Origin of the sequence: Streptomyces sp. NPDC048479, assembly GCF_040651435.1 — a bacterium.
In the GTDB taxonomy this organism is placed as follows: domain Bacteria; phylum Actinomycetota; class Actinomycetes; order Streptomycetales; family Streptomycetaceae; genus Streptomyces.
The window spans coordinates 118162-138489 of the sequence record NZ_JBEZKA010000016.1 but is presented as its reverse complement, the minus strand read 5'-3'; the positions used below and the strand labels follow the sequence as shown (position 1 = coordinate 138489).

Genomic DNA, 20328 nt, shown 5'->3' with positions numbered 1-20328 from the left:
CAGTTTCGGCGGGTACCGTGGATCGGGCCCGGACCCCATCCGACCTGGCGGGCCGCAGAGAACACGAGGAGCAGCAGGGTGTTCAACGACATAGGCGCACTGGAGCTGGTGGCGCTCGTGGTGCTCGCCGTGCTCATCTTCGGCCCCGACAAGCTGCCGAAGGTCATCCAGGACGCCTCACGGTTCATCCGGAAGGTCCGCGAGTTCTCCGAAAGCGCAAAGCAGGACATTCGTAGCGAACTGGGGCCGGAGTTCAAGGACTTCGAGTTCGAGGACCTCAATCCCAAGACGTTCATCCGCAAGCAGCTGGACGAGAACGAGGATCTGAAGGACCTCAAGGACCTGCGCAGCAGCTTCGACCTCAAGAAGGAGATCAACGAGGTCGCGGACGCGGTGCACGGCAACGAATCCGCGGCCTCGGTCCCGGCCGCCGTCAACGGCTCGCCCGGCACCCCCGACCTGCTCAAGAAGCGCGAAAACGTCGATCGGGACGAGCGACCGCCCTTCGACGCAGACGCGACCTGAGTACCGTCAATCCCTGCGAGCCGGGACAGGGTGGTTATTCTCCATCTGTCCGGACGTGAGGACGCCCGAGGGGGGCGGGTCCGCTCCGGGCCTCGGAGACAGAGGAGGCGGCCGGGTAGATGGAGACGACAAGTCGGCTAGCGGCGCAAGGAACGGTCAGCGATTCTCCTGCGCCCGGCGGGGAGAACCCGCTCACGACGCAGCGGGTGACAGCGGCTCAGCGTGTGGTCGACGGATTTCTGCGTGCGACCTTCCCCTGGTACGGACTGGACGAGGCCTTCACCGGCCCGCGCCGGCTGATGCAGGTGGGTACCGCGGCGGACGGCACGGTCCAGCACGGCTCAATGGGCCACGGCGACGAGCCGTCGATACGGTCGGACGCCGGCGGCCCGGACAAGGAGCGCTTCGCGGTCGTCGTCACCGTGGCTGCCAGCCCGGTACGGCACACCGGCGACGGCACGGGCGTACTGGACGCCACCACGGTCTCCTCCGCGGCCTGGCTGGCCGGCTCGGGGCTCCTGGCCCACACCTGGCCCGGTCAGCTCGACCACTCGCTGCGCGACAACTGGCTGGACCAGCAGACCGAGACCGCCTTCGAGCTCGCCGACGATCTGGCGGGACCGGCCTGGTTGATGCTCTCGCTGCCCGTCGACGGCGTGCCGACGCCCTTCCACTACCGCGAGTCGGAGTTCGGCTGGGTGCTCGCCGGCTCGACCGGGGCCGGGGTGCACGTCGGCGCGTACGGGCGCGGCATGAGTGCGTACGGGCTGGGCTTCTCGGCGGTCCAGAACCTCGGCGCGTACGTCTAGAGCGTCGGGCTGGAGCGTCGGGCTGGAAGGTCGGGCCCACGACGAAGGGGCGCTGCTCATGAGCGGCGCCCCTTCGCGCTGCGCGCACCGTGCGGGCCGGTGGCCGGGTTGTGGCGCATTCGTTCCGCTGAGCGGAACGAATGCTCACGACCTTCCTCAGAACTTATTGCGCGGGGTGATCCCCAGCGACATGCCCGACAGCCCGCGCGCGCGTCCGCCGAGCTTCCCCGCGATCGTGCGCAGCGCGGCGCCCGCCGGTGAGTCCGGGTCGGTGATCACGACGGGCTTGCCCTCGTCGCCGCCCTCCCGCAGCCGTACGTCGATCGGGATGGAGCCCAGCACCGGCACATTGGCGCCGGTCGTCTTCGTCAGGCCCTCGGCGACCCGCTGGCCGCCGCCGCTGCCGAAGACGTCGACCATCTCGTCGCAGTGCGGGCACGGCAGGCCCGACATGTTCTCGACGACGCCCACGATCTTCTGGTGGGTCTGTACGGCGATCGAGCCGGCCCGCTCGGCGACCTCGGCCGCGGCCTGCTGCGGGGTGGTCACCACGAGGATCTCGGCGTTCGGCACCAGCTGCGCCACCGAGATGGCGATGTCACCGGTCCCCGGCGGCAGGTCGAGCAGCAGCACGTCCAGGTCGCCCCAGTACACATCCGCGAGGAACTGCTGCAGTGCACGGTGCAGCATCGGGCCGCGCCACACCACCGGCGCGTTGCCCGGGGTGAACATACCGATCGAGATGACCTTCACGCCGTTCGCCGACGGCGGCATGATCATGTTCTCGACCTGGGTCGGACGGCCGTCCACACCCAGCATCCGCGGCACGCTGTGTCCGTAGATGTCGGCGTCGACGACACCGACCTTCAGTCCGTCGGCGGCCATCGCCGCCGCCAGGTTCACGGTGACGGAGGACTTGCCGACGCCGCCCTTGCCCGACGCCACCGCGTACACCCTGGTCAGCGAGCCGGGCTGGGCGAAGGGCACCTCGCGCTCGGCGGTGCCGCCGCGCAGCGAGCTCGTGAGCTCCTTCCGCTGCTCGTCGCTCATCACATCCAGCGTGACGTCGACGCGCGTGACGCCCTCGAGGCGCGCGACCGCGTCGGTCACATTCTTGGTGATCGTCTCGCGCATTGGACAGCCGGAGACGGTGAGATACACCGTGACGGCAACCGTGCCGTCCGCCCCGATCCCGACCGATTTGACCATGCCGAGTTCGGTGATCGGTCGGTTGATCTCAGGGTCGTTCACCGTCGCCAGTGCTTCAAGCACCGCGTCTTCCGTAGCCATAAGGACGATGGTACGGCGCCGACTCCCACCCCCGGAAAGAGCGTTCAGCGGTCGCCTTCGTCACTCTCGCGCGCGGGCTCGTGCGGGAATAGGCGCCGCTCGTCCAGATCCTTGATCAGATCCTGGAATTCGGAGCGGATCCAGTCGCGGGTGGCGACCTCGCCGAGCCCCATCCGCAGCGCCGCGATCTCCCGTGTGAGGTATTCGGTGTCCGCGATCGACCGCTCGTTCTGCTTGCGCTCCTGCTCACGAGTGACCCGGTCCCGGTCGTCCTGCCGGTTCTGCGCCAGCAGGATCAGCGGGGCCGCGTACGAGGCCTGGAGCGACAGCATCAGCGTCAGAAAGATGAACGGGTACGGGTCGAAACGCAGATCCCCGGGCGCGGAGATGTTCCAGACGACCCACATGATGATGATCAGCGTCATCCAGACCAGGAACCGGCCGGTCCCCAGGAAACGCGCGATCCGCTCCGAGAACCGGCCGAAGGCCTCGGGGTCGTACTCCGGCAGCAGACTGCGCCGTGGCGCGCGGGGCTGATCGAGCCGGACCCGGTGGCGCGGCGCCGCACTCGCCCCGGCGGGCATGCGCTCCTTCTGCTCGCTGCGATCGGTCAGCCCGTCGCTGCCGCTACCCATGGGCGGACTCCTCGTGGGCGGCCTCCTCGAACTCCGTCTCCCGCCAGTCGTCCGGCAGCAGATGGTCGAGTACGTCGTCGACGGTCACCGCCCCCAGCAGCGAACCGCTCTCGTCGACGACCGGCGCCGCCACCATGTTGTACGCGGCGAGATAGCTGGTCACCGCGGGCAGCGCGGTGCCCGGCGCGAGCGGCGGCAGATCGCTCTCCACGATCGAGCTGACCAGCGTGAACGGCGGGTCCCGCAGCAGCCGCTGGAAATGCACCGTGCCCAGGTACTTGCCGGTCGGCGTCTCGTCCGGCGGCCGGCAGACGTACACCTGCGCGGCGAGCGCGGGGGACAGGTCCTGCTGGCGTACGCGCGCCAAGGCGTCCGCGACCGTCGCGTCCGGACGCAGCACGATCGGCTCGGTGGTCATCAGGCCGCCCGCCGTCCGCTCCTCGTACGACAGCAGCCGCCGTACGTCCGCCGCGTCGTCGGGCCGCATCAGCGCCAGCAGCCGCTCCTTGTCCTCCTCCGGCAGCTCGGACAGCAGGTCGGCCGCGTCGTCCGGGTCCATGGCCTCCAGGACGTCCGCCGCGCGCTCCTCCTTGAGCTTGCCGAGGATCTCCACCTGGTCGTCGTCCGGCAGCTCCTCCAGTACGTCCGCGAGCCGGTCGTCGTCGAGGGCCGCGGCCACCTCGGCGCGCCGCTTCGGCGAGAGGTGGTGCAGCACATTGGCGAGGTCGGCGGGGCGCAGCTGCTCGAAGGTCGCGAGCAGGCTCTCGGCGCCCTGCCCGTGCTCCTCCAGCGAGAAGCCGGTGACCGCCGACCACTCGACGGTCAGCGTCTCGCCCTTGCGGCGCAGCGCCCCTGGCTTGCCCTTCCGTACGAAGACCTTGTCGATCTCCCAGTCACGACGGGCCGGCAGCTGCTGGATCGAGACATCGAGGACCGTGGCCTCCTCGCCGCTCTCCACCAGTCGCACGCGCCGGTCCAGCAGCTCGCCGAGCACCAGCCGCTCGGTCGGGCGCTGCTCGAAGCGCCGCATGTTGAGTACGCCCGTGGTGATGACCTGGCCCGACTCGACGCCGGTGACCCGGGTCATCGGGAGGAAGATCCGGCGGCGGCTGAGCACCTCGACGACCATGCCGAGCAGCCGCGGCGGACGGCGGCCGACGCGCAGCATCGCCACCAGATCGCGGACGCGGCCCACCTGGTCGCCCTGGGGGTCGAAGACGGGCACGCCGGCGAGGTGCGAGACAAAGATCCGAGGGGCGCCTGCTGCCATGTTGCGCGCCTCCTTTTTGCCCGCGAATGCTGCCGTTCAGGGGCTTCAGGCTAGCCCGTGCCGTTCCGTGGCGCCCTGGCTGGCGTCCGTACGGCTCTCTGAGGATCGATGTGCTCAGCACAGGTACGCTGCGGTCTGCCAGCCATGACTCACGACTCGCAGATGAGAGGCAGTGCGCTTGTGACTCCCGTCCCTCTGGCCGCCCGAGCCCGCCGGGCCGCGCTCTCGGTGGCGCTCTGCGCCGGGCTGACCGCGGCGCTCACGGCATGCAGCGGCGAGGATCCGGACGCGGGGACCAACGGCGTCGGGAAGCTGTCCGCGACCGAGATCGAGACGAAGGCACGCGACGCCTCGCACGCGGCGGCGTCGGTACGGCTCTCCGGCACGCTGGTCAGCAAGGGCGGCACGTACAAGCTGAACATGCGGCTCAAGCACGACGGCGGCACCGGCTCCGTCACTTCGAAGGACAACACCTTCGAACTGCTGCGGGTCGGCGACGCGCTCTTCCTGAAGGCCGACGCGGGCTTCTGGAGCCATGCGGACGCCAAGGACAAGGAGAAGCCGGGCAAGACCGACACGGAGGCGGCGGGCAAGCTCGACGACATGTACGTGAAGGTGCCGGAGGGCGACCCGGCGTACAAGCAGTTCCGCGTCTTCACGGACATGGATGTGCTGCTCGAGGGCTTGCTGGGGATGCAGGGCAAGCTCGGCAAGGGCGACCGGACCGAGGTGGGCGGTGTACGAACCATCAAGGTCATCGGCGGCGAGGGCGAGGGCGGCACGCTGGATGTCTCGCTGGAGGGCAAGCCGTATCCGCTGCAGTTCGCACGGGCGGGCGGCGCGGGTGTGCTGACGCTGGCGGACTGGGACAAGGACTTCACGCTGGCGGCGCCGCAGAAGGACGAGATGGTCGACTACGGCGGCCAGCTGCCGAAGACCAGCGACTAGCTGTTTCCCGGGGTTCCGCCCCGGACCGGTCCTCAATCGCCGGACGGGCTGGATTTTCCAGCCCGTCCTAGCCGCGCTTCTTCTTGCGCTTCAGGAGCAGATGCGGCAAAGCCGCCGGCGCAGGCTGACGCGTCGTCGCCGACGTCGGCAGCGGTACGGCCGCCCCCGAAGTGTCCGGCAGGTCCGTGATCGCGTCCTGCGGCTCGAGGCGCAGCACCCGGCACTCGCGGGCCCAGCGCTCCGTCATCTGTTCCGCATCCGGCGCGTTCAGGCGCTTGCCCTTGAGTTCGGCGACGGCCCCCTCCCACTCCTCGGAGTGCGGGACGAGTTCGCTCACCGACGCCGTCCAGACGACCAGCCGGCCGCCCTTGTCCTTGCTGCGGACGGTGACCTCGGCGGTTCCGCCGGCCGCCAGCTGCGGCAGTGGCTGCTCGCCGGGGCCGTCGCCGACGATATGCGCGGCGCCTTCGTGCCACACATGCCACAGCGCCCGTTGGGGGCCCTCGCCGTGCACCCAGATGAGGCCGGACTTCTTGGTGGCCTCCTCGACGAGCGCCTGGCCGAGCAGTGGGGTCTCCCCAGCGAAGCGAGCGGAACTGTCTGTCATGCCCGCAGCCTATCTACAGCCAGCCGTTGCGCTTCAGGGTGCGGTGGATCGCAAGACAGACGCCGATGATGCCGGTGAGCACCATGGGGTAGCCGTACCTCCAGTGCAGCTCGGGCATGTGGTCGAAGTTCATGCCGTACACGCCGCACACCGCCGTCGGCACGGCGATGATCGCCGCCCAGGAGGTGATCTTGCGCATGTCCTCGTTCTGCGCGACCGTCGCCTGCGCCAGATTCGCCTGGAGGATGGAGTTCAGCAGCTCGTCGAAGCCGATGACCTCCTCCTGTACCCGGGCGAGGTGGTCGGCGACATCGCGGAAGTACTTCTGGATGTCCGGGTCGACCAGCCGCATCGGACGCTCGCTCAGCAGCTGCATCGGCCGCAGCAGCGGGGACACGGCCCGCTTGAACTCCAGCACCTCGCGCTTGAGCTGGTAGATCCGGCCGGCGTCGCTGCCGCGCGGGCTGCCTTTCGCGGGCGCGGAGAAGACATCGATCTCCACCTCGTCGATGTCGTCCTGCACGGCCGCGGCCACCGCGATGTACCCGTCGACCACATGGTCGGCGATGGAGTGCAGCACCGCGGACGGCCCTTTGGCGAGCAGCTCGGTGTCCTCCTCGAGCCGGTGCCGGAGTGCCCGCAGCGAGCCCTTGCCGCCGTGCCGCACCGTGATGACGAAGTCCCGGCCGGTGAAGCACATCACCTCGCCGGTCTCGACGACCTCGCTGGTCGCGGTGAGCTCGGCGTGCTCGACGTAGTGGATCGTCTTGAAGACGGTGAACAGTGTGTCGTCGTACCGTTCCAGCTTGGGCCGCTGGTGGGCGTGGACGGCGTCCTCGACGGCCAGCGGGTGCAGCCCGAACTCCGCTGCGATACCGGCGAATTCGGCCTCCGTCGGCTCATGCAGCCCGATCCATGCGAAGCCGCCGCTGTCACGCACCCGCAGCATGGCCTCGTGCGGCGTCTGGCAGGTCGCGTTCTCCAGCCGCTTTCCGTCGCGGTAGACCGCGCAGTCGACGACTGCGCTGGAGGCGGACGGATCGCGAGTGGTGTCGTACGTGCTGTACGGGGCATTGCTCTTGCGCAGGGACGGACGGACCGCTGCACGCAGGTCACGGATCATCGACATGGCTGGCTCCTTCACGGAGAGGCCGTCGGCGAGTGGCGTGGCACAGCCCGGAATGGGGACGTGATGCATACGTCCGCAAAGCGGGCGGCACCGCGGGATCGCGGTGACGGCGTTCGCTACAGACAGGCAAAAACGAAGTGCTCTTCCGTCGTGCGAAATGCCGTGGGCCCCGTGCGGGAAGGCCTCAGATCACAGAGGAATGGTGCCGTGCGGAAGAGCGGTTGGTACTGACCGGTCGACTTCGATCCACCGCAGCCCCACCTCCTCCGGCCGGTCCCCCGTAGGGGATGATGTGTCGTCGGGACTTGAGAGCAACGCTTCTGCGTGCCGTCCCGACCAGCGGCCAAGACTATCAGCCGACTGGGGGCCAATCCCTTCGTTTGCCCATTCCTTACGCGCTTTATGCTCGCGACATGGAAGAAGTTCTTGCTCTGGTCGAGGCCAGGCTGCGTACGGCACTTGGCGAACCGGACGCGCGCGCCGCGGTGACATTCCTCGGTACGGACCGCATCGAGGTACTCCGCTTCCTGGACCGGGACGGTGACGGGGCCATCGTGCGCTACGCCACCCTCGGCATGTCCGCGCATCCGATGACGGACCCCACCGCGGCCCTTGCCGACCCGGTGAAGGGCCCGCGCGCGGAGCTGGTCCTGTCCGTACGGGCCGGGGTCGCCGACACCGACAAGGTGCTCCGTACGCTCGCTGTACTGGCCGCGTCACCACAGGTCGAGGGCGTGGTCGTGGCACCGGGCGCCTCGCTGGACGTCGGTGATCCGCTCTGGCCGTCCGCACCGTTCAGCTCGGTGCTCGTCGCGGAGCCGGGCGGTCTGGTGGCGGACCTGGAGCTGGACGAGCCGATGGATCCGGTGCAGTTCCTGCCGTTGTTGCCGATGACGTCCAACGAGGCCGCGTGGAAGCGGGTGCACGGCGCGCAGGAACTCCAGGAGCGGTGGCTGACGCACGGCACGGACCTGCGCGATCCGCTGCGCAGGTCCGTAACTCTCGACTGAGGCCAGGCTAGTTGGCGAAGGCCGTCACGCCGTCCTGGGTGGCGTGGACGGGCTGGAGCTGCTCCGCCTCGCGGCTCAGCGAGGCGCGCCGTACCCGGACGATGCCCGCGCCGATCACGGCGGCGACCGCCGCGACCACGAACGGGATGTGGATGTTGCTCCACTCCTCGATCTTCGGCGCGAAGTAGGGCGCGGCGGCCGCGGCGAACCAGCGGACGAAGTTGTAGCCCGCGCTGGCCACCGGCCGCGGCGCGTCCGAGACGCCCAGCGCCAGCTCGGTGAACACGGTGTTGTTCAGGCCGATGAAGGCGCCGGAGACGACCGTCCCGACGACGGCCACGGTGTGGTTCCCGTATCCGATGACCAGCAGGTCGACGGCGAGCAGCAGCAGCGAGCCGCCGAGCACCTTGAGCGACCCGAAGCGCGCCTGCAGCCGCGGCGCCACCAGTACGGAGAAGACCGCGAGCAGCACACCCCAGGCGAAGAAGAGCGCGCCCGACGTGTACGGCGTCATGTTCAGCATGAACGGCGTGAAGGCCAGCACGGTGAAGAACGCGTAGTTGTAGAAGAAGGCCGAGGCGGCTGCGGAGGCCAGGCCGCCGTGTCCGAGTGCCTTCACCGGGTCGAGCAGGGAAGTCTTGCGCGCGGGCTTCGGCTGCTCCTTGAGGAAGGCGGTGATGCACAGGAAGCCGATCGCCATCAGGGCTGCGGTGCCGAAGAAGGGGTACCGCCAACTGGCGTTGCCGAGCAGCGCGCCGAGCAGTGGTCCACATGCCATGCCGAGGCCGAGCGCCGACTCGTAGAGCAGGATCGCCGCGGCGCTCCCGCCGGCCGCCGCGCCGACGATGACGGCGAGCGAGGTCGAGACGAACAGTGCGTTGCCAAGGCCCCAGCCGGCCCGGAAGCCGACGAGTTCGCCGACGGAGCCGGAGGTGCCGGAGAGCGCGGCGAAGACGATGACGAGCGCGAGCCCGGCGAGCAAGGTCTTCCTGCCGCCGATACGGCTGGAGACGAAGCCGGTGACGAGCATCGCGACCGCGGTGATCAGGAAGTACGAGGTGAACAGCAGCGAGACCTGACTGGGCGTCGCGTCCAGGCCCTTGGCGATGGACGGCAGGATCGGGTCCACCAGGCCGATCCCCATGAAGGCGACGACGGACGCGCCGGCCGTGGCCCAGACGGCCTTCGGCTGACGCAGGATGCTGGTGGCTCCCTCGTCGAACGGATCCTCTCCGCGCATGGACGACTCCTCTGTTTCTCTGCTTCTCCGACGGATCGTTGCGATATACAAACAATAAATTAGAGAGCCTAATGAATGCAAGCTACATCTACTTTTGGCTGATGAGGGCACACGCCGGACGGGTGATCGTCCTTGACGCGGCGACGGCCGGAGAGGACCGTTGGGCGCTATGAGGGGCGAACCCAGTTGCCCGAAGTGCGGTGGCCGGGTGAGGGCGCCCGGTCTCTTTGCCGACTCGTGGCAGTGCGATGTGCACGGAGCCGTGCACCCGCTGCAGCCGGTGATCCCGCCAAGCGTCGAGGCCCTCGGTGTGGTCGTGCACCGCTCGAAAGTCCCCGTGTGGATGCCCTGGCCGCTGCCCGTCGGCTGGCTCTTCACCGGTGTCGCGTACGCGGGGGACGACCGCAGTGGAGGCCGCGCCACGGCCGTGGCCTGCTCGGGGCCCGGCCCGCTCGGCGGAATCGGTGAGCTGCTGCTGGTCGCCGAGGAACTGGGCGTCGGCCTCGGTGCGCGCTACGCCGGGATCGACGGACCCGATCCGGGCCCGCACATCTGCGTCGACAAACCACCGCAGGCCAAGCTCCTCGCCGCCGGCCGCCCCACCCCCCTGTGGCATGTGCCCGACGCTCCCGAGGACCGCGCGGTGTTCGCGGGCGAGGCGCGCGGGCTGTGGCTGTGGGCGATCGTCTGGCCGGAGCAGTCCGGGCTGCTGATGTACGACGAGCTGGTGCTGACGGATCTGCGGGACTTGGGCGCCGAGATGGAACTGCTGCCCTGCGGGGCGCTGTCGCCGCGGCTTCTCTCGTAGTCAGCTCTCGTAGTCCGCTCTTGTGCTCCGCTCTCCTGGGCCGCGGGCGGCTCTGCCGTGAACCAGGGCTGTTCGGATCCCCGATACACTTGACCGTCCCCCTGTCCGTCTGCCGTCCCTGGAGTCACGCGTCGTGCGCATCGATCTGCACACCCACTCCACGGCATCGGACGGTACGGACACCCCCGCCGAGCTGGTGCGCAACGCCGCCGCGGCCGGGCTGGACGTCGTCGCACTCACCGACCACGACTCCACGCGTGGTCACGCCGAGGCGATCGCCGCGCTCCCGGAGAGCGTGACTCTGGTCACTGGCGCCGAACTCTCCTGCCGTATCGACGGCGTGAGCCTGCACCTGCTCGCGTACCTCTTCGACGCCGACGAACCCGAGCTGCTGCGCGAGCGTGAGCTCGTACGGGACGACCGGGTGCCGCGCGCCCGGGCGATGGTGGCCAAGCTCCAGGAGCTGGGCGTTCCCATCGAGTGGTCCCAGGTGGCCCGTATCGCCGGAGACGGCTCGGTCGGCCGCCCGCACATCGCCTCCGCGCTCGTTGAACTCGGCGTCGTACCCACGGTCTCCGACGCCTTCACGCCCGAGTGGATCGCCGACGGCGGCCGTGCGCACATCACCAAGCACGAACTCGATCCCTTCACGGCGGTCCGCCTGGTCAAGGCCGCCGGTGGTGTCACCGTTTTCGCGCACCCGCTCGCCGTCCAGCGCGGTCGTACGGTGCCCGAGTCCGCAATAGCCGAACTCGCCGCGTGCGGCCTCGACGGCATCGAGGTCGACCACATGGACCATGACGCGCCGACGCGTGTCCGGCTGCGCGGCCTCGCCGCCGACCTGGGGCTGCTGGCCACTGGATCCAGCGACTACCACGGCAGCCGCAAGACCTGTGTGCTCGGCGAGTACACCACCGACCCGGAGATCTACGGCGAGATCACGCGCCGCGCGACCGGCGCCTTCCCGGTGCCGGGCGCCGGCGGAAGCCGCTCGTAGCTCCTCGACCGCAACCTTCTGTACGACCCCTCTTCGCGCTAGGCCCTCACTGTGTTCGACGCTGCCATTTTCGGCTCTCTCTTCCTCACCCTTTTTGTGATCATGGATCCCCCGGGGATCACTCCGATCTTTCTCGCGCTCACCTCGGGCCGCCCTGCCAAGGTGCAGCGCCGCATGGCCTGGCAGGCGGTGGCCGTCGCCTTCGGCGTGATCACCGTCTTCGGCATTCTCGGTCAGCAGATCCTGGACTATCTGCATGTCTCCGTGCCCGCGCTGATGATCGCGGGCGGTCTGCTCCTGCTGCTCATCGCGCTCGACCTGCTGACCGGCAAGACCGACGAGCCCAAGCAGACCAAGGACGTCAATGTCGCGCTGGTGCCGCTGGGCATGCCGCTGCTGGCCGGTCCCGGTGCGATCGTTTCGGTGATCCTGGCCGTGCAGCACGCGGACGGCGTCACGCAGCAGGTGTCGGTATGGGCGGCGATCGTCGCGATGCATGTGGTGCTCTGGCTGACGATGCGCTACTCGCTGCTGATCATCCGCCTGATCAAGGACGGCGGTGTGGTGCTGGTGACCCGACTCGCGGGCATGATGCTCTCCGCGATCGCCGTGCAGCAGATCATCAACGGCATCACCCAGGTCATCCAGGGAGCCTGAGCGCCTGGCGCCGAACGTACTGCGCCCCCGTACGGATCATCCTTACGGGGGCGCAGTGCGTCACATCACAACGTCGTCAAGCTGTTACGAGGCCGTGGAATCGGCCGGTCGGATATAGATGCGCTGGCCGATCGAAGCGGCCTGCTGCACGATCCTGTTGACGGAGGCGGCGTCTACGACGGTGCTGTCCACGGCGGTGCCGTCGACGTCGTCGAGTCGCATGATCTCGAAGCGCATGGCTTCTCCCTTCGTCTGATCCTCCTGCTGGAGAACTGATGGCGACGGATGTCCGTCTGTGTTCTGTACGTGTTCAACGGTATGCACCCTGCAAACATTCCCTACGCTAAGGAAATTTTTTGGATGCCTAACTACTGGCGAGTAGTGGCTCGGCCACGGAGAATGAGCACCGTATGAATGAGCACCGTGCAGATGACGCAGAGACCACTGACATCAGGGCCCGCCTGGAGCGCACCAATGAGCTCCTGCAGCGGATGCTCGCCGAGGTCGCGAAGACCCCTTCTACCCATGCCATCTTCGTTGACGCAGGTTACGTCTATGCTGCGGCCGGGTTGCTTGTCGCGGGCACCGAGGACCGGCGTTCCTTCGACCTGGACGCGGAGGGGCTGATCGAGGCCTTCATCGACAAGGCCCGCACGATCTTCGCGGACAGCAGGCTGCTGCGGGTCTACTGGTACGACGGGGCCCGGCGCCGTATCCACACCCCCGAGCAGCAGTCCATAGCGGAGCTGCCCGATGTCAAGGTGCGCCTCGGCAACCTCAACGCGAACAACCAGCAGAAGGGCGTCGACTCACTCATACGCACGGATCTGGAGTCGCTCGCCCGGCACCGCGCGATCAGCGACGCGGCGCTCGTCGGTGGTGACGAGGACCTGGTCTCGGCGGTCGAGGCGGCCCAGGGGTACGGGGCGCGGGTGCATCTGTGGGGCATCGAGGCTTCGGAGGGGCGCAATCAGGCGGAGCCGCTGCTGTGGGAGGTGGACAGCCAGCGGACGTTCGACCTGGACTTCTGCCGGCCGTACATCACGCGCCGCCCGGTCACGACGTACGAGAACGAGGGCGCGCCGCCGCCGTCGCGGGACGAGGTGCGCTTCGTGGGCGCGCAGATCGCGGCGACATGGCTGGCGGAACGGGGCCGGGAGGCGATGGCGGAGCTGCTGCCGGGTCACCCGTATCTGCCGGGCCCGGTGGACCAGGACCTGCTGATCGAGGCGGAGAGGGTGCTGCAGCGGTCGCTGCGGGGGCATGCGGTGCTGCGGCGGGCGCTGCGGGACGGTTTCTGGCAGCACCTTCAGGCTCAGTACTGATCCCAGAAGCCGGCGATGGCTGCGGCTGTCTCGAGGGGGCGGTCGGTGTTCGGTGAGTGCTCGGCGCCCGTGATGACCGTCCGGTGGGCGCCCAGGCGCTGCGCCATCGCGTCGAGAAGTGGCACGGGCCAGGTGTCGTCCCGTTCGCCGGACATCACATGCTTGGGCAGCGGCTGTACGGCGGCGAGCTCGGCGACCCTGTCCGGTTCGACGGTCAGCAGGCGGCCGGTGGCGATCAGTTGGGCCGGGTTGTGGCGCAGCCAGCGGCGGCGGAGTTCCTCGCCGTCGGTCTCGGCGTCCTCCGGCGGATCGAGCGCCTTCATCGCTTCCCAGACCTGGTCCATCCCCATCACCGAGAGAGCGTCGCTCAGCAGCTTGACCTTCTGCTGCTGGGCCGGGGTGATCTGGGCTGGGCCGGAGGACAGGAGCGTGAGTGTGGTGAACGGGGCGGCGTCGAGGATCACGGCGGCGCGCGCGATCTGACCGCCGAGGGAGTGCCCGAGGAGATGCACGGGTCCGCCGACGGCTTCGGCCTGGGCGAGTACGTCCTGGGCCAACTCGCCCTGCGCGTACGCCTGTTGGTCGTCGGATCCATCGGTCTCGTACTGACCGCGTCCGTCGACGGCGACACTGCGGTAGCCGGCCTCGGCAAGTGGCTCCAGCAGCGCGATGAAGTCCTCCTTGCTCCCGGTGAACCCGGGCAGGAGCAGGGCGGTGCCCAAGACGTCGCCGACGGGCTGCGCGTCGAGCACGGCGAAGGTGCCGCGTGCGGTGGCGAGCGCGCGGTGGCGGGCGCAGGGGGGCGGGGTGAAGGTGGGCGGCCGGCTCATGCGACGAGGCTAACGGGGGCGGGGCGGTTGCGGCGCTCCGGGCACGGGTTACGCGGTTGTTCCAAGACGCCGATGGCCCGGCTCCCATAGTGGGGGCCGGGCCATCGGGGCTGCTGGTGCGTCAGCTTTCGGGCTGGGCAGCCTTCGTCGTGCGGGTGCGGCGGCGCGGCTTGGGCTCCGCCTCGACCTCGGTCGCCACTGCCTCGACCGTGTCCACGGCCTTCGCAGCGCGCGTCCGGCGGCGGGGCTTCGCCTCGGCATCCGTGCCGACAGCCTCGACCGTGTCGACGGCCTTGGCCACGCGCGTGCGGCGGCGGGGCTTGGTCTCCGGCTCGGCCTCGACCTCGGTCGCCACTGCCTCGACGGTGTCGACCGCCTTCGCGGCACGGGTACGGCGACGGGGCTTGGGCTCCGCCTCGACCTCGGCCGCCACTGCCCCGACCGTGTCCACGGCCTTCGCGGCACGGGTACGGCGACGCGGCTTGGTCTCCGGCTCGGCCTCGACCTCGGTAGCGACCTCAGCCGCCTCGACCGTGTCGACCGCCTTCGTGGCACGCGTCCGGCGACGAGGCTTCGGCTCCTCCGTGACCTCGACATCGGTGAACTCGACGGTCTCCACGACAGCTGTCGCCTCGGCCGCGGCCGGTGCTCCCACTCGGGTGCGGCGACGACGGCGCGGGGTACGCGGCTCCGTCGAAGGCTCCGCGGACTCCGGCGCGGCCGTGTCCGTCACCGTCGTCGTCGGCTCGACGCCGTCCGGTGTCGACCCGCCGCGTGTGCGGCGGCGCTGGCGCGGCGTGCGGGTACGGGCAGGTCGCTCCTCGCGAGCCGGGGCCGACGACGCCGACTTGCGGCCGCGGCCGCCGGTCTCGCCCAGGTCCTCGACCTCCTCGGCGCGCAGACCCGCACGGGTCCGCTCGGCACGGGGCAGTACGCCCTTCGTGCCGGCCGGGATGTTCAGCTGCTCGTACAGGTGCGGCGACGTGGAGTACGTCTCGACCGGGTCGGGGAAGTTCAGGTCCAGCGCCTTGTTGATCAGCTGCCAGCGCGGGATGTCGTCCCAGTCGACCAGCGTGATCGCGATGCCCTTGGCGCCCGCGCGGCCGGTGCGGCCGACGCGGTGGAGGAACGTCTTCTCGTCCTCGGGCGACTGGTAATTGATGACGTGCGTGACGCCTTCGACGTCGATACCACGCGCCGCGACGTCCGTGCAGACGAGGACGTCGACCTTGCCGTTGCGGAAGGCCCGCAGCGCCTGCTCACGCGCGCCCTGGCCCAGGTCGCCGTGGACCGCGCCGGAGGCGAAGCCGCGACGCTCGAGCTGCTCGGCGATGTCCGCCGCAGTCCGCTTCGTACGGCAGAAGATCATCGCGAGCCCGCGGCCTTCGGCCTGCAGTATGCGCGAGACCAGCTCCGGCTTGTCCATGGAGTGGGCCCGGAAGACGTGCTGGGCGGTGTTGGCGACGGTCGCGCCCTCGTCGTCCGGCGAGGTGGCGCGGATATGCGTCGGCTGCGACATATAGCGACGGGCGAGGCCGATGACCGCACCCGGCATGGTCGCCGAGAACAGCATGGTCTGGCGCTTGGCCGGCAGCATGTTGATGATCTTCTCGACGTCGGGCAGGAAGCCCAGGTCGAGCATCTCGTCGGCCTCGTCGAGGACGAGCGCGCGCACATGTGAGAGGTCGAGCTTGCGCTGGCCGGCCAGGTCGAGCAGGCGGCCGGGGGTGCCGACGATCACATCGACGCCCCTGCGGAGCGCTTCGACCTGGGGCTCGTACGCACGGCCGCCGTAGATCGCGAGAACGCGGACGTTACGGACCTTGCCGGCGGTCAGCAGGTCATTGGTGACCTGCTGGCACAGCTCGCGGGTGGGGACGACCACCAGCGCCTGCGGGGCGTCGGTCAGCTGCTCGGGCTGCGCCCGGCCGGCCTCGACGTCCGCGGGGACGGTGACACGCTCCAGCAGCGGCAGACCGAAACCGAGCGTCTTGCCGGTGCCGGTCTTGGCCTGGCCGATGACATCGGTGCCGGAGAGCGCGACGGGGAGCGTCATCTCCTGGATGGGGAACGGGGTAAGGATGCCGACGGCTTCGAGGGCCTCGGCGGTCTCGGGAAGGATCCCAAGATCCCGGAAAGTCGTGGGCTGCGTAGTCAGGGTGTTGCCTCTTCTGTGAGACGCGGCATGAGGCGAACGAATGGGGGTCGTACCGCACCTGGGTACTGGGCCGGCCGTGGATTGGCCGGATGGCGCGGGACCACTGCCTTCGCTCGAGCGCTCGTGCCGCTGAGGGGGCCCCTCATCTGCGGTCGTACGCAACTGTGCGCACGGTCCGCGCGGAGGGCGGTCGGGGCGGAGCCGATCGGGCCACCGACCGGGCATCCTCAAGGGGGCTCTGAGGGAGCAAATCCCCCAGTCATACACTGGGATCGCCCGCCGAGTAGCTAAAACGCTCGACAGGCGCATTACCACTGTACCCCGGAATCGCGCATGTGTGTTGGGTGAATTCGTAGGAACCACGCTACGGACGTGGCTGACCAGGCCCTTCCGCCTCACGATGAGCGGGCTATTGTGCGCTTCATGGAGACGCCTGACAACGCCACTGAACCCACCGGAATCGCCGCCCAGGACTGGGCCACGGCGTCCGCAGACCCCCAGTACCGCGCCGCCGTCGTGGATCTGCTGGGCGCGCTCGCCTACGGCGAGCTGGCAGCCTTCGAGCGGCTCGCCGAGGACGCCAAGCTCGCGCCGACGCTGGGCGACAAGGCCGAGCTGGCGAAGATGGCCTCCGCCGAGTTCCACCACTTCGAGCAGCTGCGCGACCGCCTCACCTCCATCGACGCCGAGCCGACCGCCGCGATGGAGCCGTTCGCCCAGGCCCTGGACGACTTCCACCGCCAGACCGCGCCATCCGACTGGCTGGAGGGCCTGGTCAAGGCGTACGTCGGCGACTCGATCGCCAGCGACTTCTACCGTGAGGTCGCGGCCCGGCTGGACACCGACACCCGCGCCCTGGTGCTTGCGGTGCTCGACGACACAGGTCACGGCAACTTCGCGGTCGAGAAGGTCCGCGCCGCGATCGAGGCCGAGCCGCGGGTCGGCGGACGGCTGGCGCTGTGGGCGCGCCGCCTGATGGGCGAGGCGCTCTCGCAGGCCCAGCGGGTGGTGGCGGACCGCGACGCGCTCTCCACGATGCTCGTGGGCGGTGTGGCGGGCGGCTTCGACCTCGCGGAGGTGGGCCGGATGTTCTCCCGGATCACCGAGGCGCACACCAAGCGGATGGCGGCGCTGGGCCTCGCGGCCTAGCCTCCGCCCCTACGGTTTCCCCGGCGGCGTCGGCGGCCGGTCGTGCGGACTCAGAAAGGGAACGCGCGACGGAGCCGCCGCGTCGACGGCCGGATCAGCAGCGAGAGCAGTACGGCTCCGATCGCCACCGCGCCCACCAGCGTCGCCAGAGTGTGGCCGGGACCGAGCGCGGCATGCGTCACATAGCCGCCGAAGAGGGCGCCGAGCGTGCCTGTGGCGAAGACCACACGGCGTGCCGGGAGACGTTCGGACAGGTGACGGGCAGCGGCCCAGGCGAGGGCGAGTCCGAGCAGGACTGAACCGAGCGTTTCCAAGAGCACTGCTGATCACCTCACGGACGCCGGTGCAGGCAAAACGGTCGTAGCCCGTATTACCCGGCGCCCGCGGAAAACAACCCTCCCGGGACAGCGGAAGAGGGCCCGGCGGGGGATTTCCCGCCGGGCCCTCTTCTGTCACGCTCCAGTCGCTTGCGACGCCCTACAGTGCGCCGAAGCCCACGCGCCGCGTCGCCGGCTCGCCGATCTCGACGTACGCGATCCGGTCGGCCGGTACGAGGACCTTGCGGCCCTTGTCGTCCGAGAGACTGAGCAGCTGCGCCTTGCCGGCCAGCGCATCGCCGACCGCGCGCTCGACCTCCTCGGCGGACTGCCCGCTCTCCAGAACGATCTCCCGGGGCGCGTGCTGCACGCCGATCTTGACCTCCACGGCTATGTCCCTCCGAACGGTCAGTGTGTTGCGCGGTCAGCCGCGCTGTACGCAGCACACATTAGCCCGGCGAGGGGACACGGCAGGCGTCCCCGGGAAACGCCAGGAGCGAACACCCCCCGGTCCTCGGTCAGTGCTGCTCGGTGCCGTGCAGCGGGAAGCCCGCGATGCCCCGCCACGCCAGCGACGTCAGCAGCTGCACCGCCGTGTCGCGCGGGATGCCGGAGCTGCTGGAGAGCCAGTAGCGGGCGACCACCTGGGAGACGCCGCCGAGGCCGACGGCCAGCAGCATGGACTCTTCCTTGGACAGGCCCGTGTCCTCGGCGATGACGTCGGAGATCGCCTCCGCGCACTGCAGCGAGACCCGGTCCACGCGCTCGCGCACCGCGGGCTCGTTCGTCAGGTCCGACTCGAAGACCAGCCGGAAGGCCCCGCCCTCGTCCTCGACGTACGCGAAATAGGCGTCCATCGTCGCCGCGACGCGCAGTTTGTTGTCGGTCGTCGACGCAAGCGCCGTACGGACCGAGAGCAGCAGCGACTCGCAGTGCTGGTCGAGCAGCGCCAGATAGAGCTCGAGCTTGCCCGGGAAGTGCTGGTAGAGCACGGGCTTGCTGACGCCGGCCCGCTCGGCGATGTCGTCCATGGCGGCCGCGTGATAGCCCTGCGCCACGAAAACCTCCTGGGCAGCGCCCAGAAGCTGGTTCCGGCGGGCTCGGCGTGGCAGGCGCGTGCCCCGCGGGCGCGCTGCCTCTGTCTGCTCGATGGCTGTCACGCCGCCTCCCAAAAAATTGTTCCTTGCGCGCTGTGCGCCGCGCCGCGCCGCCATCGTACTTTTGGGTAACCCGGCTGTGCGTGGTGCGGACGCAGAATTTCACGGACCGGACAGTCGCGGTAGCTCCCGATACAGGGGCAAAGAGGGGCAGGTCACCGGTAGTCGTCCTCGTCGAGGGCGACTACGCGGGCCTGTTCCGCGGCATCGGCCTCATTCGCGGAGTCCAGGTCGACGATGTCCACACGGTCGTCGTCGTCGGGCAGCACATCCGCGAGCTGCTCGGCCGCGTCGGCTTCGGGAACCTCTTCGTCGAGCACGGCCTCCTGGTCGTTTGCATCGAAGGTATCCGGGTCTGTGGGGTCGACAGACATGCGGCACCGCTTTCCATGGATAGTGCCCTTCCTACGAGCGTAGGAGGTACTCATTCATGACGCTACGCGGTGTGTGACGCCGAACACACGATCCAGTGTGTGATCGTCTCGTAACATTGCCCGCATGCCTTCGACCGAGCTGCCGGGAGTACGCGCCGTCAACGCCGCCGTGGCCCCCAAGGTCGCGACCGTCCGGGTCGCGGAGGGCGAGGAGCTGCGCTCCGCGACGCTGCCCGGACTGACGCTCACCGTCAGATCCAGGCCGCCGACGCGCTCCGGCCTCGCGCCCGCCCTGTATGTGCACGGGCTCGGTGGCTCCTCGCTGAACTGGTCGGCGCTGATGCTGCTGCTCGAAGACATCCTGGACGGTGAGGCAATCGACCTGCCCGGTTTCGGGGACTCCCCGCCGCCGGACGACGGCAACTACTCCCTCACCGCCCACGCCAGAGCGGTGATCCACTATCTGGACGCCCGGGGCCGTGGCCCCGTACATCTCTTCGGAAACTCCCTGGGCGGAGCGGTCTCCACCCGTGTCGCGGCCGCCCGGCCCGATCTGGTGCGCACGCTCACGCTCGTCTCGCCCGCGCTGCCGGAGCTCCGCGTGCAGCGCTCCGCCGTGCCCACCGCGTTGATGGCACTGCCCGGGGGCGCCTCGCTGTTCGGCAGACTGACCAAGGACTGGACGGCCGAGCAGCGCACCAAAGGCGTGATGGCGCTCTGCTACGGGGACCCCTCGCGGGTCGACGACGAAGGGCTGCGCAATGCTGTGGAGGAGATGGAGCGGCGTATGCGCCTCCCGTACTTCTGGGATGCGATGACTCGTTCCGCGCGCGGCATTGTCGACGCGTACACCTTGGGTGGACAGCATGGGCTGTGGCGGCAGGCGGAGCGGGTGCTCGCGCCGACGCTGCTTGTTTACGGAGGGCGGGATCAGCTCGTCTCGTACCGTATGGCGCGCAAGGCAGCGGCGGCCTTCCGGGATTCCCGGCTGTTGACGCTCCCGGACGCCGGGCATGTTGCCATGATGGAGTACCCGGAAACGGTCGCCCAGGCTTTCCGGGACCTGCTGAACGACTGCGACAGGAGCTGATCC

At 69.4% G+C, this 20328-nt stretch carries 23 protein-coding genes; 10 read left to right on the top strand and 13 right to left on the bottom strand.

Annotated elements, in window-relative coordinates:
- The first annotated feature begins 78 nt into the window (after positions 1–78).
- Together AB0D12_RS24550 and AB0D12_RS24545 are read left to right on the top strand one after the other, a co-directional pair.
- Entirely contained in the window at positions 79–525 is a 447-nt protein-coding gene (locus tag AB0D12_RS24550) for a sec-independent translocase (protein WP_362686678.1), read from the top strand.
- Between the two features lie 206 nt (positions 526–731).
- Positions 732–1334, top strand: coding sequence for a hypothetical protein (locus tag AB0D12_RS24545; RefSeq protein WP_362686675.1), 603 nt, complete (start codon positions 732–734; stop codon positions 1332–1334).
- 156 nt (positions 1335–1490) lie between these two features.
- Here the strand turns inward: AB0D12_RS24545 and AB0D12_RS24540 are convergent, their stop codons facing one another.
- The 3 genes from AB0D12_RS24540 to AB0D12_RS24530 are packed head-to-tail and all read right to left on the bottom strand — an operon-like array spanning position 1491 to position 4529.
- On the bottom strand, positions 1491–2624 hold the full coding sequence (locus tag AB0D12_RS24540) for an Mrp/NBP35 family ATP-binding protein (protein WP_362686672.1): 1134 nt from the start codon (positions 2622–2624) through the stop codon (positions 1491–1493).
- Between the two features lie 44 nt (positions 2625–2668).
- Positions 2669–3208, bottom strand: a complete 540-nt coding sequence (locus tag AB0D12_RS24535) for a DUF1003 domain-containing protein (protein ID WP_362686850.1) — start codon at positions 3206–3208, stop codon at positions 2669–2671.
- A 43-nt stretch (positions 3209–3251) separates the two neighbouring features.
- A complete protein-coding gene (locus AB0D12_RS24530; protein ID WP_362686669.1) occupies positions 3252–4529 on the bottom strand; it encodes a CBS domain-containing protein in 1278 nt (425 codons plus the stop codon).
- Positions 4530–4709: 180 nt separating this feature from the next.
- On the opposite strand from AB0D12_RS24530, the gene AB0D12_RS24525 reads away from it, so the two are divergent.
- Positions 4710–5477: a hypothetical protein gene (locus AB0D12_RS24525; protein WP_362686666.1), complete on the top strand. Its 768-nt coding sequence runs from the start codon at positions 4710–4712 to the stop codon at positions 5475–5477.
- 67 nt (positions 5478–5544) lie between these two features.
- Here AB0D12_RS24525 and AB0D12_RS24520 read toward each other — a convergent pair whose 3' ends face one another.
- Positions 5545–6084: a hypothetical protein gene (locus AB0D12_RS24520; protein ID WP_362686663.1), complete on the bottom strand. Its 540-nt coding sequence runs from the start codon at positions 6082–6084 to the stop codon at positions 5545–5547.
- Between the two features lie 13 nt (positions 6085–6097).
- The gene (locus tag AB0D12_RS24515) at positions 6098–7213 is read right to left on the bottom strand and encodes a magnesium and cobalt transport protein CorA (protein ID WP_362686660.1); all 1116 of its coding nucleotides are present in this window, start codon (positions 7211–7213) and stop codon (positions 6098–6100) included.
- 413 nt (positions 7214–7626) lie between these two features.
- Between AB0D12_RS24515 and AB0D12_RS24510 the strand changes: the two genes are divergently transcribed.
- Positions 7627–8223 carry a suppressor of fused domain protein gene (locus AB0D12_RS24510; RefSeq protein ID WP_362686657.1) on the top strand — a complete coding sequence of 199 codons (597 nt, stop codon included), beginning with the start codon at positions 7627–7629 and terminating at the stop codon, positions 8221–8223.
- 7 nt (positions 8224–8230) lie between these two features.
- Here AB0D12_RS24510 and AB0D12_RS24505 read toward each other — a convergent pair whose 3' ends face one another.
- The gene (locus tag AB0D12_RS24505) at positions 8231–9463 is read right to left on the bottom strand and encodes an MFS transporter (RefSeq protein WP_362686654.1); all 1233 of its coding nucleotides are present in this window, start codon (positions 9461–9463) and stop codon (positions 8231–8233) included.
- A gap of 169 nt (positions 9464–9632) precedes the next feature.
- On the opposite strand from AB0D12_RS24505, the gene AB0D12_RS24500 reads away from it, so the two are divergent.
- The 3 genes from AB0D12_RS24500 to AB0D12_RS24490 all read left to right on the top strand — a co-directional run bounded on the left by AB0D12_RS24500 (position 9633) and on the right by AB0D12_RS24490 (position 11925).
- Complete coding sequence (locus AB0D12_RS24500) at positions 9633–10271, top strand: DUF6758 family protein (protein ID WP_362686651.1); 639 nt, start codon at positions 9633–9635, stop codon at positions 10269–10271.
- A 133-nt stretch (positions 10272–10404) separates the two neighbouring features.
- Positions 10405–11268: a PHP domain-containing protein gene (locus AB0D12_RS24495; RefSeq protein WP_362686648.1), complete on the top strand. Its 864-nt coding sequence runs from the start codon at positions 10405–10407 to the stop codon at positions 11266–11268.
- Positions 11269–11319: 51 nt separating this feature from the next.
- The gene (locus AB0D12_RS24490; protein ID WP_362686645.1) at positions 11320–11925 is read left to right on the top strand and encodes a MarC family protein; all 606 of its coding nucleotides are present in this window, start codon (positions 11320–11322) and stop codon (positions 11923–11925) included.
- Positions 11926–12009: 84 nt separating this feature from the next.
- On the opposite strand, the gene AB0D12_RS24485 is transcribed toward AB0D12_RS24490, so the two are convergent.
- Positions 12010–12162: a hypothetical protein gene (locus AB0D12_RS24485; RefSeq protein WP_327325910.1), complete on the bottom strand. Its 153-nt coding sequence runs from the start codon at positions 12160–12162 to the stop codon at positions 12010–12012.
- A 173-nt stretch (positions 12163–12335) separates the two neighbouring features.
- Here AB0D12_RS24485 and AB0D12_RS24480 point away from each other — a divergent pair, with 173 nt between their 5' ends.
- A complete protein-coding gene (locus AB0D12_RS24480) occupies positions 12336–13250 on the top strand; it encodes an NYN domain-containing protein (RefSeq protein ID WP_362686642.1) in 915 nt (304 codons plus the stop codon).
- On the opposite strand, the gene AB0D12_RS24475 is transcribed toward AB0D12_RS24480, so the two are convergent.
- Entirely contained in the window at positions 13241–14080 is an 840-nt protein-coding gene (locus AB0D12_RS24475; protein ID WP_362686639.1) for an alpha/beta hydrolase, read from the bottom strand. The two genes, AB0D12_RS24480 and AB0D12_RS24475, sit on opposite strands and share 10 nt — an antisense overlap.
- A 121-nt stretch (positions 14081–14201) precedes the next feature.
- Positions 14202–16136: a DEAD/DEAH box helicase gene (locus AB0D12_RS24470; protein WP_362686636.1), complete on the bottom strand. Its 1935-nt coding sequence runs from the start codon at positions 16134–16136 to the stop codon at positions 14202–14204.
- A 525-nt stretch (positions 16137–16661) separates the two neighbouring features.
- On the opposite strand from AB0D12_RS24470, the gene AB0D12_RS24465 reads away from it, so the two are divergent.
- Positions 16662–17387 (top strand): ferritin-like fold-containing protein, encoded by a 726-nt coding sequence (locus AB0D12_RS24465; RefSeq protein WP_327325914.1) that lies wholly within the window; start codon positions 16662–16664, stop codon positions 17385–17387.
- A 50-nt stretch (positions 17388–17437) separates the two neighbouring features.
- Here the strand turns inward: AB0D12_RS24465 and AB0D12_RS24460 are convergent, their stop codons facing one another.
- The 4 genes from AB0D12_RS24460 to AB0D12_RS24445 all read right to left on the bottom strand — a co-directional run bounded on the left by AB0D12_RS24460 (position 17438) and on the right by AB0D12_RS24445 (position 19235).
- Positions 17438–17707 (bottom strand): hypothetical protein, encoded by a 270-nt coding sequence (locus tag AB0D12_RS24460; RefSeq protein ID WP_327325915.1) that lies wholly within the window; start codon positions 17705–17707, stop codon positions 17438–17440.
- 157 nt (positions 17708–17864) lie between these two features.
- The gene (locus AB0D12_RS24455; protein WP_215095436.1) at positions 17865–18092 is read right to left on the bottom strand and encodes a DUF3107 domain-containing protein; all 228 of its coding nucleotides are present in this window, start codon (positions 18090–18092) and stop codon (positions 17865–17867) included.
- Between the two features lie 130 nt (positions 18093–18222).
- A complete protein-coding gene (locus tag AB0D12_RS24450) occupies positions 18223–18864 on the bottom strand; it encodes a TetR/AcrR family transcriptional regulator (RefSeq protein ID WP_362686631.1) in 642 nt (213 codons plus the stop codon).
- Positions 18865–19016: 152 nt separating this feature from the next.
- Complete coding sequence (locus tag AB0D12_RS24445; RefSeq protein WP_362686628.1) at positions 19017–19235, bottom strand: hypothetical protein; 219 nt, start codon at positions 19233–19235, stop codon at positions 19017–19019.
- Between the two features lie 124 nt (positions 19236–19359).
- On the opposite strand from AB0D12_RS24445, the gene AB0D12_RS24440 reads away from it, so the two are divergent.
- Entirely contained in the window at positions 19360–20325 is a 966-nt protein-coding gene (locus tag AB0D12_RS24440; protein ID WP_362686625.1) for an alpha/beta hydrolase, read from the top strand.
- The last annotated feature ends 3 nt before the right edge of the window (positions 20326–20328 follow it).